This is a genomic window from Staphylococcus auricularis (genome assembly GCF_001500315.1).
In the GTDB taxonomy this organism is placed as follows: Bacteria; Bacillota; Bacilli; order Staphylococcales; family Staphylococcaceae; genus Staphylococcus; species Staphylococcus auricularis.
On sequence record NZ_LLER01000005.1, the window covers coordinates 12914 to 25052 of the forward strand.

At 37.0% G+C, this 12139-nt stretch carries 11 protein-coding genes; 3 read left to right on the forward strand and 8 right to left on the reverse strand.

What is annotated here, in order from left to right; translation table 11 throughout:
* Positions 1-26 precede the first annotated feature (26 nt).
* The 5 genes from APS80_RS03230 to APS80_RS03250 form a co-directional block, all read right to left on the reverse strand.
* Positions 27-956, reverse strand: a complete 930-nt coding sequence (locus APS80_RS03230) for a diacylglycerol/lipid kinase family protein (protein ID WP_059106850.1) — start codon at positions 954-956, stop codon at positions 27-29.
* A gap of 113 nt (positions 957-1069) precedes the next feature.
* The gene (locus APS80_RS03235) at positions 1070-2572 is read right to left on the reverse strand and encodes a peptide MFS transporter (RefSeq protein WP_059106851.1); all 1503 of its coding nucleotides are present in this window, start codon (positions 2570-2572) and stop codon (positions 1070-1072) included.
* Between the two features lie 311 nt (positions 2573-2883).
* Complete coding sequence (locus APS80_RS03240) at positions 2884-4398, reverse strand: peptide MFS transporter (protein WP_059106896.1); 1515 nt, start codon at positions 4396-4398, stop codon at positions 2884-2886.
* A gap of 266 nt (positions 4399-4664) precedes the next feature.
* Positions 4665-5165 carry a preQ(1) synthase gene (queF, locus tag APS80_RS03245; protein WP_059106852.1) on the reverse strand — a complete coding sequence of 167 codons (501 nt, stop codon included), beginning with the start codon at positions 5163-5165 and terminating at the stop codon, positions 4665-4667.
* A gap of 27 nt (positions 5166-5192) precedes the next feature.
* A complete protein-coding gene (locus APS80_RS03250; protein WP_059106853.1) occupies positions 5193-6062 on the reverse strand; it encodes a DMT family transporter in 870 nt (289 codons plus the stop codon).
* 773 nt (positions 6063-6835) lie between these two features.
* On the opposite strand from APS80_RS03250, the gene nrdI reads away from it, so the two are divergent.
* The 3 genes from nrdI to nrdF all read left to right on the forward strand — a co-directional run bounded on the left by nrdI (position 6836) and on the right by nrdF (position 10386).
* The gene (gene nrdI, locus APS80_RS03255; protein ID WP_059106854.1) at positions 6836-7234 is read left to right on the forward strand and encodes a class Ib ribonucleoside-diphosphate reductase assembly flavoprotein NrdI; all 399 of its coding nucleotides are present in this window, start codon (positions 6836-6838) and stop codon (positions 7232-7234) included.
* Positions 7197-9302 carry a class 1b ribonucleoside-diphosphate reductase subunit alpha gene (gene nrdE / locus APS80_RS03260; RefSeq protein WP_059106855.1) on the forward strand — a complete coding sequence of 702 codons (2106 nt, stop codon included), beginning with the start codon at positions 7197-7199 and terminating at the stop codon, positions 9300-9302. Before nrdI ends, nrdE begins: the two co-directional genes overlap by 38 nt.
* A 115-nt stretch (positions 9303-9417) precedes the next feature.
* Positions 9418-10386: a class 1b ribonucleoside-diphosphate reductase subunit beta gene (gene nrdF, locus APS80_RS03265; RefSeq protein WP_059106856.1), complete on the forward strand. Its 969-nt coding sequence runs from the start codon at positions 9418-9420 to the stop codon at positions 10384-10386.
* A 129-nt stretch (positions 10387-10515) separates the two neighbouring features.
* Here the strand turns inward: nrdF and APS80_RS03270 are convergent, their stop codons facing one another.
* From APS80_RS03270 to murB, 3 genes are all read right to left on the reverse strand, one after another.
* Positions 10516-10764: a hypothetical protein gene (locus tag APS80_RS03270; RefSeq protein WP_059106857.1), complete on the reverse strand. Its 249-nt coding sequence runs from the start codon at positions 10762-10764 to the stop codon at positions 10516-10518.
* A 74-nt stretch (positions 10765-10838) separates the two neighbouring features.
* Positions 10839-11165 (reverse strand): CHY zinc finger protein, encoded by a 327-nt coding sequence (locus APS80_RS03275; protein WP_059106858.1) that lies wholly within the window; start codon positions 11163-11165, stop codon positions 10839-10841.
* 12 nt (positions 11166-11177) lie between these two features.
* A complete protein-coding gene (murB, locus tag APS80_RS03280) occupies positions 11178-12101 on the reverse strand; it encodes a UDP-N-acetylmuramate dehydrogenase (RefSeq protein WP_059106859.1) in 924 nt (307 codons plus the stop codon).
* Between the last annotated feature and the right edge of the window lie 38 nt (positions 12102-12139).

Consider the following 12139-nt stretch of genomic DNA (forward strand, 5'->3'; position numbering starts at 1 on the left):
TCCTCTCCTTTTCACGTATATTGATGTTATTTTGATGTGTCTGCTGCAGGTAATGTGAGTAATTCAACGGCACGTGGAATAACTTCGATATCTAACGGTGTACTGAGCGCAATCTCACCATCGATATCGACATCCATCGATTGATTAGTAGATAGAGATATTTTTTGTGCTAAAGCGTGTTTAATCCCTTTCGTCATATGGTTCCAATTCATGCTATCACGCTGTTTGAAAATGTCATTTAAGATACTAAAGTCTTTCTTTTTAAAGACAAACATATCGAGGTAACCATCAGAAGGATTAAGATCCGTCATTGGTATACGACTGCCCCCAATAAATGGACCATTGGCGATGATAATCATAGCAGTAGACCCCGTCGACGTTTCGCCGTCTACTGTTAATTCATAATCAAATGAAGTGGGGTGGATGAGTGTTTTCATTGTCGAACCGATATAGCTGAGTTTACCGAAGAGATCTTTATTACCTGCTTGTACATTTTTAGCATTTTGTACGATAAGGCCTAGGCCGACGAAGTTGAGCGCATATGTATCATTGACTTTGATGACGTCATATGTTGTAGGGCGGGCCTGTAATAATTGTTGACTCGCTTCATCATGTTTCGGTGACAGATTAAGTGTTTTGGTAAAATCATTGAATGTACCACCCGGAATGATGCCAATCGGTAGTTTTAAGTCGTGTTGCATGACCCCATTGATAAGTTCATTTACGGTCCCGTCACCGCCGAGAATAAATAATACATCTACATCATCACTGTAGCGTTTTGTTTTAATAGATTCGCAATAATCGATGATGTCGCCTTCAGATTCACTTAATTGAATCGATACGTGCTTACATAATTGTGTGAGTGCTTTTGTGACATCACCGAGTCCTTGATGGATGTCGTTGATACCACTGTGGTTATGGTAGAAAAGCACACCGTGTTGATATTGTTGTGACATGGTTTCTCCTTCTCGTTCATTAGTTATGTATAGATAAAATAAATAAAACTAGACAATGTAGTTTAATAATAAAGATAACAAACATTGTCTAGTTTTGCTAATAAGTATGGAAATTATTTAATACCTTTCATACCTCTTACAATTTTAGGTACAAACATCAATGTGATGATTGCTACGACAGTTGCGATACCACCTAAGAATAGGAAGTAATTTTGGTAGCCGAGTGGTTCGATTAATTTTACCAAAGTACCATTTGCAGCTTGACCTGTCGCATTGGTTAATAACCATAAACTCATCATTTGTGCATTGAATGCTTTTGGTGCTAATTTTACAGCGGCACTGTTACCTGTAGGTGAGATACATAATTCACCGATAACACAGATGATGTACGCGATAATGATGTAGTTTACAGAGAATTGACCGCCAGATAAGTAACCTACGACACTCGCAAATATGTAAGAAATGCCTGCAAGTGCTGTCCCGATGACAAACTTAGATGGTAAGGTAGGTTGACGTGATCCGAGTTTATTCCAAAGTATTGTCAATACTGGTGCAAGCAATACGATGAATAATGGGTTAATAGATTGGAACCACGTTTTACCGAAATCAGCTGTCCAACCAAAGAGATTGATTGTCATGTCACTGTGTTTCAACGCGAAGATATTAAGTACGTTTGAACCTTGTTCTTGGATAGCCCAGAACAATGCGCCTAAAATATATAAAGGAATAAATGCAACGACGCGTGAACGTTCTACACTAGTGACCTCTTTGCTGCGAATCATGATTGTAAAGTAGCAGATTGGTAATAAGATACCTAAGATCAATACGATGGTACTAATAATATTGAATGAAAATGTACCTGTTGCTAATGTAATGATTAAAATAATTGCGATAATTGTGATAGCTGATCCGAAGATTAAACCATATTTTTTCTTTTCAGCTGTTGTTAAAGGATTGGTTGGTTTCATACCAACGTCACCTAAGTTTTTACGATTGAATAATAAGTAACAAACTAATGCTAATGCCATACCAAAAGCGGCGATTAAGAAGCCACCATGGAAATTATTTGTATCTGCAAAGTGATTTAAGATCAACGGTGCAATGAATGCTCCTAAGTTGACTGACATGTAAAATATAACAAACCCTGAATCCATACGTTTATCATTTTCTGGATAAAGGCGCCCAACCACATTAGAAATATTAGGTTTCATTAAACCAGAACCTACAATAATAAATAACATGGATAAGCATAGTCCTACGATCGCTAAAGGTAAACTTAAGAAGACATGTCCAATAATGATGAAGACTGCTCCAATTAATGTTGCTTTTCGAGTCCCAGTAATGCGGTCAGCGATCCAACCCCCAAGTACTGAAGTCATGAAAATGAGTGCCCCGTAAACTGACATGATTGATTGTGCTGTTGTCTCAGGAATGCCGAGACCACCTTTTTCTATTGAATAATACATGTAGAAAATAAGTAGTGCACGCATACCATAGTAACTAAATCGTTCCCAGAATTCTACGAAGAATAGCACGCCTAGTCCACTAGGGTGCCCAAAGAATCCGTGTTGTGGGACGTCAGGTGTTGCGGGTTGCCTGTGTGTTGTGTTGCTCATAGTCCTTCCCGTCCTTTCTCCCAATTTTGTTTATATAAGCTTGATTGTACGCTTTAAATATGCGACTTGCAATAATTTTCTAAAAATAATACATTATCATCTATAATTATTTAGTATTATTACATTAATATAATAAATATGCTTATTCTTTAAAAGGGAGATAACTAAGTTAGTGCAGTCAACGTTTTGTTTTTAAAATGAATAGGGAAAAGCACAAAAAACAGTTAAACGCGTTTGAACAGATGTTGTTTGATTAACACTAACTGTCTTCTTACGTTTAACTGTTTATTTCACTAGGTGAAAGTTTCTTATTAATAAACGCCTTTCATGGCACGTTTTACAATCGGTGAAATGGCGAATAAGATAATACCGATAACTACCGCTACGAGTCCGGAATAAACGAAGTAATGGAGTGAATCAATTTTTGTGTATACCATAACGAGTTGCGCGTTTAATCCTTGTGCAGTAGCACTACTTAACAACCATAAGCTCATCATACGAGCAGTGAAACTTAATGGTGCAAGTTTGGTTGTAGTGGATAAGCCTACTGGTGAAATGAGTAACTCACCAATAACCACTAATAAAAAGCTAAGGACGAGCCAAATTGGATGGATTAATGATGATCCTCCGGCAAGTGGAAAGAACATGATTAAATAAGATAAGCCACCAATAATAGCACCTAAAGCAAATTTATGTACGGTAGGTGGGTTGTATTTACCGAGTTTTACCCATAATGTTGCGAATACAGGTGCTAACACAACGATAAAGATTGGATTGAGTGATTGGAACCATGCTGCTGGAATCGTAAAGTCTATTGCGCCGCCTGTCAGCTCTGACATTTCAAGTTGAGTTTTTTTATCCGCAAATGAAGCTAAGATCGTAGAACCTTGTTCTTGAATCATCCAGAATGCGACAGAGGTAATGTATAAGGGTATGTAGCTGAAAACACGAGATTTTTCATCTGAAGTGACATCTTTACTGCTCAGCTTGTTATTGACAATGATAATAGGTAACACAATACCCAAAATGGTAATGAGCAGACTGAAATTGGCTAATGATAAAGCTTCATTCAAGTGCAAGATCACTAAATATACGCCAAACAGTGCAATGACTATGGCGGTAAAGAGACTGATTTTTTTAATCTCAGGCTTTGTGAGTGGATTCGGTACGTTAAGTCCTGCTAAGCCTAAATTTTTCTTACGTTTGATACCGTATAAAACTAAACCGAAGAACATACCTATCGCTGCGACTAAGAAGCCAGCATGGAACCCGACTCTTGTTTGAAGATAGCCTATAATGAGTGGTGAGAGTAATCCACCAAGGTTAATCCCCATATAGAATAGCGTAAATGCAGAGTCACGGCGTGCATCATTTGTGTCATAGAGTTCACCGACTGTTGTAGAGATATTAGGTTTGAGTAATCCTGTACCACAAATGATGAAGAGCAACGCAATCATAACGAGCGTTAAGTTGTTCGGTAACGAGAGTAAAATGTGACCGATCATAATCAAGAATCCACCGTAAAAGACGGCGTGTTGTGTCCCAGTGATACGGTCCGCAATCCAGCCACCGATAACGCCAGACATGTAGATGAGTGTACCGTAAATAGATACGATTTGTAGTGCGACACTCTCGTCTAAACCAAATCCACCTTTGGCCACACTGTAATAAAGATAATACACGAGTATAGCTTTCATACCGTAGTAACTGAATCGTTCCCAGAATTCAGTAAAGAAGAGTGTGCTTAACCCCTTAGGATGTCCAAAGAAACCGGTCCTTGGTGTACTTTTCATGACTTCTTCGTGAGTGTAAGATGTTTGTTTCATTAAATCATCCATCCCCCTTTAATTATTTTATTTATTTTATTATGATTTTATCGATTTAACAACTTTTTTTCAGAAAATACAGAAATAGATGTTGCTATTTTATATGAAGCGGTTTGAATAGGGGGGAGATAGGTGTAGGAGTACTAATTCAAATGCACAAAATAGATGTTGGAAAAATAAAAAAGAGGTACAACAGCGTCATCGATTTCATGACGTGTTGTACCTAATTTGATATCATCTGACAATTTTACTGAATCGCAAATAATTTAGCGATTATCGACGTGTTCTGGATATAAATCATGTTGCATCAAACGATATTCTGCCATTTTTTCGTATTTTGTATCTGGGCGACCATAATTTGTATAAGGATCAATAGAAATGCCGCCACGTGGAGTGAATTTTCCCCAGACTTCGATGTAATGAGGATCCATCAAATCGATTAAATCATTCATGATGATATTCATACAGTCTTCATGGAAGTCACCATGATTTCTGAAACTAAAGAGATATAGTTTGAGTGATTTCGATTCAACCATTTTGATGTTAGGGATATATGAGATATAAATGGTTGCGAAATCAGGTTGTCCTGTGATGGGACATAATGACGTGAATTCAGGACAATTAAATTTGACGAAGTAATCTCTACCTTGATGTTTATTTTCAAATGTTTCGAGCACATCAGGACGGTAGTCAAAATCGTACTGATTGTTTTGATTTCCTAATAAGGTAATATCTTCTAATTCTTCTTTTTTACGACCTTCAGCCATAATCATTTCACTCCTTTAATAAGTAGTCTATGAGTTCGCTTCTTCTGGCGGTTGACGACGTGCTTTTTCAAACATGTAGTAGCTAGCACCGATAATGATTAGGTAACCTACAACTGCATAGAAGTCTGGTGATTCTCCGAACAGAATAAAGCCAAAGAATGCTGTGAACAGAATAGATGCATACGTAAAGATTGAAATATCTTTCGCAGGGGCATAGCTATAAGCGATAGTTACACCAATTTGACCGACAGCTGCAGAGATACCTGCACCGATAAGATAAACGACTTGTAACCAAGACATCGGTTCAAATGTTGCTACGGTGAAAGGAATTAAGACTATAATAGAGAAGAATGAGAAATAAAATACGATTGTATAAGGGGCTTCTCTGGAACTTAATGCTCTCACACAAGTATAAGCACTCGCTGCAAAGATACCAGATAGTAATCCGATGATAGAAGGAATCATAGATGATGAAAATTCAGGTTTAACTACAAATAACATACCAAATATAGCGACAAACATAGCGATGATTTGATAGTTACGCACTTTCTCGTTTAAAAAGATTAAACTGAGTAATATCGTCCAAAATGGATTGAGTTTCATCAATGTGTCTGCATCACTTAACACCATGTGATCGATGGCATAAATATTGAACAACACACCAATTAATCCCAGCGTGGAACGTGAAATTAATAGCGGCTGACTGCTCAATTTACCGAAGAGTGGCTGTTTATATTTATAGATAAAATATAACGGTATAAACATGGCTACTAAATTTCTGGCAAGTGATTTTTGAAAAACAGGTAAGTCACCTGATAATCTAAAGAACACAGACATAAAGCTAAAACCTATTGCTGAAATGAGTATGGCAATAATACCTTTAACTTTTGCGTTCACTGCGATCGCTCCAATATAATATTTTTACCGTATATATGTTAGCACAAAAACATATAAATTGTAATTACGTGGGAACTTGAAATTTTAACAAGGATGGGTTATGATAGATAGCGAACATACGTTCTTGTTTGAGTCGTGCACGAAATAATTGGTTCATTAGTGAATTTTGAAATCGAATGAGCGAAATCATTATAAATAGAGCGATATGTTATCGAAGCAAATAACATCTGAGAAAGCAAATAAAATAGCTGTAATTTTCGACCTAAAAAATTTTTTCATAATCTGTAATTCGTTTTAACGGTGTGACTGCGCCTTTAACTCTGAACATTAAGATTTTGTGACAACCCAGTGGCTCAGAAATCTCTTTAAAATGATTCTAGAGTTATGTATAATGAAACACATAATATAGTATTAGGAATCCAGACCAGCCACAACATGTTGTGGTTAGTTGAAAATTCCAAATAACTATAAAATGTACGAAAATCGCATATAAGACCTATATGTGAAGCAAAAACAACCACAACATAAGCCAAATTTAAAACGATAAAACACAACATCTAGATTAAAGGAAATAAGGATCAGGCATTGAATATGATTGAAATCATGCATTAAAAGTCACATTTGACCCATGCATAATAACAACAATGAGATACATCCTCCTTCTTTATTTCAATTAAGAAAACGTAAGACGAATCAATAACAAATTTAGAGATAAATCATAACTCGTTTAGCACTATTGAATGAAGCACAAATCAGCTAAGGAAGGTGATCCAATGAAGGTTGTATATTTTTCATTTTCAGGTAACGTACGTCGATTTATTAAACGTGCAGAAATAGAAGATGCATTGGAAATCACGGAACAAAATTGTTACGATCAAATCACTGAACCCTATATCTTAGTTACAGGTACAATCGGATTCGGTGAGGTTCCGGCTCCAGTACAATCTTTCCTAGATGTGAATAGCGACAACTTACAAGCTGTTGCTGCAAGCGGTAACCGAAATTGGGGTCCCAATTTTGCAAAAGCCGGCAGAACCATCTCAGAAAAATATCAAGTTCCACTATTAATGAAATTTGAAGTTCAAGGCTCAAATAAAGATGTTATAGAATTTAAGGAAAAGGTAGGTCAAATGAATGAAAATTATGGACGAGAAACAATACAATCACATTGAATTGAATAATGAAGTTACAAAACGTAACGAAAATGGTTTCTTTCAATTAGAAAAAGACCAAGAAGCATTAGCTGTCTATTTACAGGAAATAAAAAATAAGACCATCTATTTCGATACAGAAATTGAACGTTTGCATTATCTCGTTGATAATAACTTCTATTTTGATGTGTTTGAAAAATACACAGAAGCAGAACTAGAAGAAGTCACTGACTATGCCAAAAACATTGACTTTCAGTTTGCGAGTTACATGTCTGCTAGTAAATTCTATAAAGACTACGCTTTAAAAACGAACGATAAATCTCAATTCCTCGAAGATTATAACCAACACGTAACGATCGTTGCGTTGTATTTAGCAAACGGTAACGTAGACACAGCTAAAACATTCATTTCAGCTATGATCGAACAACGCTATCAACCTGCAACGCCTACATTCTTAAACGCTGGACGTGCACGCCGCGGTGAACTTGTCTCTTGTTTCTTATTAGAAGCAGATGACAGTTTAAACTCTATCAACTTCATCGATTCAACAGCGAAACAATTAAGTAAAATCGGTGGCGGTGTTGCCATCAACTTATCTAAATTGAGAGCACGTGGTGAAGTAATTAAAGGCATCAAAGGCGTCGCAAAAGGGGTATTACCTGTAGCGAAATCATTAGAAGGTGGTTTCAGTTACGCGGACCAACTTGGACAACGTCCGGGTGCAGGTGCGGTTTACTTAAATATCTTCCATTATGATGTCGAAGAATTTTTAGATACGAAAAAAGTAAACGCCGATGAAGATTTAAGATTGTCTACGATTTCTACTGGTTTAATCGTACCTTCTAAATTCTTTGAACTCGCTAAAAACGGTGAATCATTCTATATGTTTGCACCACATACGGTATACAAAGAATACGGTGTTACTTTAGATGATTTAAACCTCGATGAATACTACGATGATTTAGTTGCAAATCCAAACATTGAGAAAAAATCTAAAGATGCACGTGAAATGTTAAATCTCATCGCACAAACACAATTACAATCAGGTTACCCATACTTAATGTTTAAAGATAATGCAAACCGTGTGCATCCAAATGCGAATATCGGTCAAATCAAAATGAGTAACTTATGTACAGAAATCTTCCAATTACAAGAAACATCAGTGATCAATGATTACGGTGTCGAAGATGATATCAAACGCGACATTTCTTGTAATTTAGGTTCATTAAACATAGTGAATGTGATGGAATCAGGTAAATTTAGAGATTCTGTACACACTGGTATCGATGCGTTAACTGTAGTGAGTGATGAAGCAAATATTCAAAACGCACCTGGTGTTAAAAAAGCCAACAACGAATTACACTCAGTTGGACTTGGTGCGATGAACTTACACGGTTATCTCGCTAAAAACAAAATCAGCTATGAATCTGAAGAAGCGAAAGACTTTGCGAACGTCTTCTTCATGATGATGAACTATTATTCACTTGAACGTTCTATGCAAACAGCAAAAGAACGCGGTGAAACATATAAAGACTTTGAGAAATCTGATTATGCGAACGGTAAATATTTCGAATATTACACATCAGAATCAATCGAGCCACAATACGATAAAGTACGTCAATTGTTCGATGGCATCGATATTCCAACTGCAGAAGATTGGAAAGCACTACAACAACAAGTAGAAAAATATGGTTTATTCCATGCTTATCGCTTAGCGATTGCACCTACACAAAGTATTTCTTACGTACAAAATGCAACAACTTCTGTCATGCCAATTGTTGACCAAATCGAACGTCGTACTTATGGCAATGCGGAAACATTCTATCCAATGCCATTCTTATCACCAGAAACAATGTGGTATTACAAATCAGCATTTAACACAGATCAAATGAAATTAATTGATCTCATTGCGACAATTCAAACTCACGTAGACCAAGGTATTTCAACTATTTTATACGTAAACTCTGAAGTTTCAACAAGAGAACTATCTCGACTCTATGTGTATGCACACCATAAAGGATTAAAATCACTTTATTATACACGTAACAAGTTATTAAGCGTTGAAGAATGTACAAGCTGTGCTATTTAAGGATGACATGTCATAAAACGGGTTAAATCATGGGGACAAATCTTTAGTAAGTTAGGGGAAAGTGCGCTCAACTTTTCCCTGACTGATCTACATAATTAGTTAGGAGAAAGTATAAATGAAAGCAGTAAATTGGAATACGCAAGAAGATATGACCAATATGTTTTGGCGACAAAATATTTCTCAAATGTGGGTTGAGACTGAATTTAAAGTTTCAAAAGATATTGCAAGTTGGAAGACATTAGAAGAAGAAGAACAAAATGCATTTAAATATGCGCTCGCTGGCTTAACAGGATTAGATACACACCAAGCTGACGATGGTATGCCACTCATCATGTTACACACCACTGATTTACGTAAAAAGGCAGTGTATGGATTCATGGCCATGATGGAACAAATTCATGCGAAAAGTTATTCACACATTTTCACAACATTACTTCCATCTAGTGAGACAAACTATTTATTAGATAACTGGGTGCTTGAAGAACTTCATTTAAAATATAAAGCTGACGTCATCGTTGGTAATTATCATAAGCTATGGGGTAAAGAAGCTTCTATCTTTGATCAATACATCGCACGTGTTTCCAGTGTATTCCTAGAAACATTCTTGTTCTATTCTGGTTTCTATTATCCACTTTATCTTGCAGGACAAGGTAAAATGACAACATCAGGAGAAATTATTCGTAAAATCTTATTAGACGAATCTATCCACGGTGTGTTCACTGGTTTAGATGCGCAAAGTCTACGCAATGAACTCTCTGAAAATGAAAAACAAAAAGCAGATCAACTCATGTATCATTTACTAGAAGATTTATATAAAAATGAAGTCTCATATACGCATAAACTTTATGATGACATCGGTTTAACTGATGATGTGTTGAACTACGTCCGTTATAACGGCAACAAAGCATTATCTAACCTTGGTTTCGAACCGTACTTTGAAGAACGTGAATTCAACCCAATCATTGAAAATGCGTTGGATACAACGACTAAAAACCACGACTTCTTCTCAGTTAAAGGGGACGGTTACACACTTGCCCTTAACGTCGAAGCATTACAAGATGAAGACTTTGAATTTGATGATTAGTTGATCCTTTTATCAAAAAATAACACCTCGTAAGTATACAAAAAATATACTTACGAGGTGCTTTTTCGTTGTATAAGATGAACCTGTCATTGGTTTGGATTCTAACCCGCTCAATGAGAAATCCCTATATTACTGATTATTTTCACGACGATTTTTAAGCTCTCTTGCTCTAGCAATACATAAAATCAAAATACCAATTGGTGTCGCAATAATTAAGTCTACAATATTAAACGTATCTGAGAAATAATACATGAGTAGCATACAAATGACCCAAACAGTGGGTACAATAAAGCCGACAATTTTCGCTTCATATTGCGCAAGAAGCGATTGCGTGGCAGATAATGCTACTACAAGAATAAATACGCCCAAAACAGCCATTCATCTCACACTCCTCGTTACTGACTATCTTTCTCTTTCAATTGAAACCCAAATCATCACTTACGTCGCACATTTTAAGCTTCGTCTGTCTCAAAATAATGATGATAATGCAGCTGACAACGTGCATTAAACTGCGCACCACATTGCGGACAATGGTCTGTGTTCATATACTCGCGAATAGTGAGTTCATGCTTGCACACGCCACACAAAATTGCTTTCGTATCCCATTCGTCTTGTGGCCAGCGTTGTACTGGATGGGACTCGTGTTCAGCATGACATTGAGAGCACGGATAATATTTATTGCAACATTTAAACTTGATTGCGATGATATCCACATCGGTGTGATAGTGGGTGCACCGCGTTTCATTGTCTACAAGTGAACCATACACTTTGGGTTTCATGATATAACCACCTTAAGCTTCCGTCGGTTGTTCACCAATAATACGGACTTCGGTATTTAAATCGACATTGAATTTTTCTTTCACGACTTGTTGCACGTGATGAATGAGGTTTTCATAATCAGTGGCTGTACCTCCATCGACGTTGACCATAAAGCCAGCATGTTTTGTAGAAACTTCTACGCCGCCAATACGGTGGCCTTGTAAGCCAGAGTCTTGAATCAATTTACCTGCAAAGTGGCCAGGTGGTCTTTGGAACACACTACCACATGAAGGGTATTCTAAAGGTTGTTTAGATTCACGTCTTTCTGTAAGATCATCCATTACTGCTTGAATTTCTTTTTGATCGCCAGGTGTAAGTGTGAAAGCTGCTTCAACCACGACTAAATGTTTTTGTTGAACGATACTGTTGCGGTAATCGAGTTCAAGTTCGTTCGTAGTGAGTTGGTGCAACGTACCTTTTTCATCGACACATAACGCGTAGTCGATACAATATTTTACTTCGCCACCGTACGCACCTGCGTTCATGAATACGGCCCCACCGATAGAACCTGGGATACCACACGCAAATTCTAAACCAGTAAGTGAATAATCACGTGCTTTACGAGATACATCGATGATTGCAGCGCCACTACCTGCGATGATTGACGTATCAGAGACTTCAATGTGATTGAGCTCTAACAAGCTGAGGACAATACCACGAATACCGCCTTCACGGATGATGATATTAGAACCATTACCTAAATAAGTGACGGGGATATCATGTTCATATGCGAAGCGCACGATCTTCTGAACATCTTCATTCGTTGTAGGGGAGACATAATAGTCTGCTTTACCTCCTGTCTCCGTATATGTATACCGTTTTAAAGGTTCGTCTACTTTGATAATTTCTTTGGGTACAAGCTGTTCTAAGGCTTGTAAGATATCCTCTCTATGCACTGCAGAACTTCCTTTCTACTTTAATTCAACTTACATTA

Bases quoted from the DNA above. Each gene is read 5' to 3' on its own strand.
- APS80_RS03275 (WP_059106858.1), bottom strand. From the start codon at position 11,165: ATGAAACCCAAAGTGTATGGTTCACTTGTAGACAATGAAACGCGGTGC.
- queF (WP_059106852.1), bottom strand. From the start codon at position 5,165: ATGGCTGAAGGTCGTAAAAAAGAAGAATTAGAAGATATTACCTTATTA.
- APS80_RS03270 (WP_059106857.1), bottom strand. From the start codon at position 10,764: ATGGCTGTTTTGGGCGTATTTATTCTTGTAGTAGCATTATCTGCCACG.
- nrdI (WP_059106854.1), top strand. From the start codon at position 6,836: ATGAAGGTTGTATATTTTTCATTTTCAGGTAACGTACGTCGATTTATT.
- APS80_RS03235 (WP_059106851.1), bottom strand. From the start codon at position 2,572: ATGAGCAACACAACACACAGGCAACCCGCAACACCTGACGTCCCACAA.
- APS80_RS03230 (WP_059106850.1), bottom strand. From the start codon at position 956: ATGTCACAACAATATCAACACGGTGTGCTTTTCTACCATAACCACAGT.
- APS80_RS03240 (WP_059106896.1), bottom strand. From the start codon at position 4,398: ATGAAACAAACATCTTACACTCACGAAGAAGTCATGAAAAGTACACCA.
- nrdE (WP_059106855.1), top strand. From the start codon at position 7,197: ATGAAAATTATGGACGAGAAACAATACAATCACATTGAATTGAATAAT.
- nrdF (WP_059106856.1), top strand. From the start codon at position 9,418: ATGAAAGCAGTAAATTGGAATACGCAAGAAGATATGACCAATATGTTT.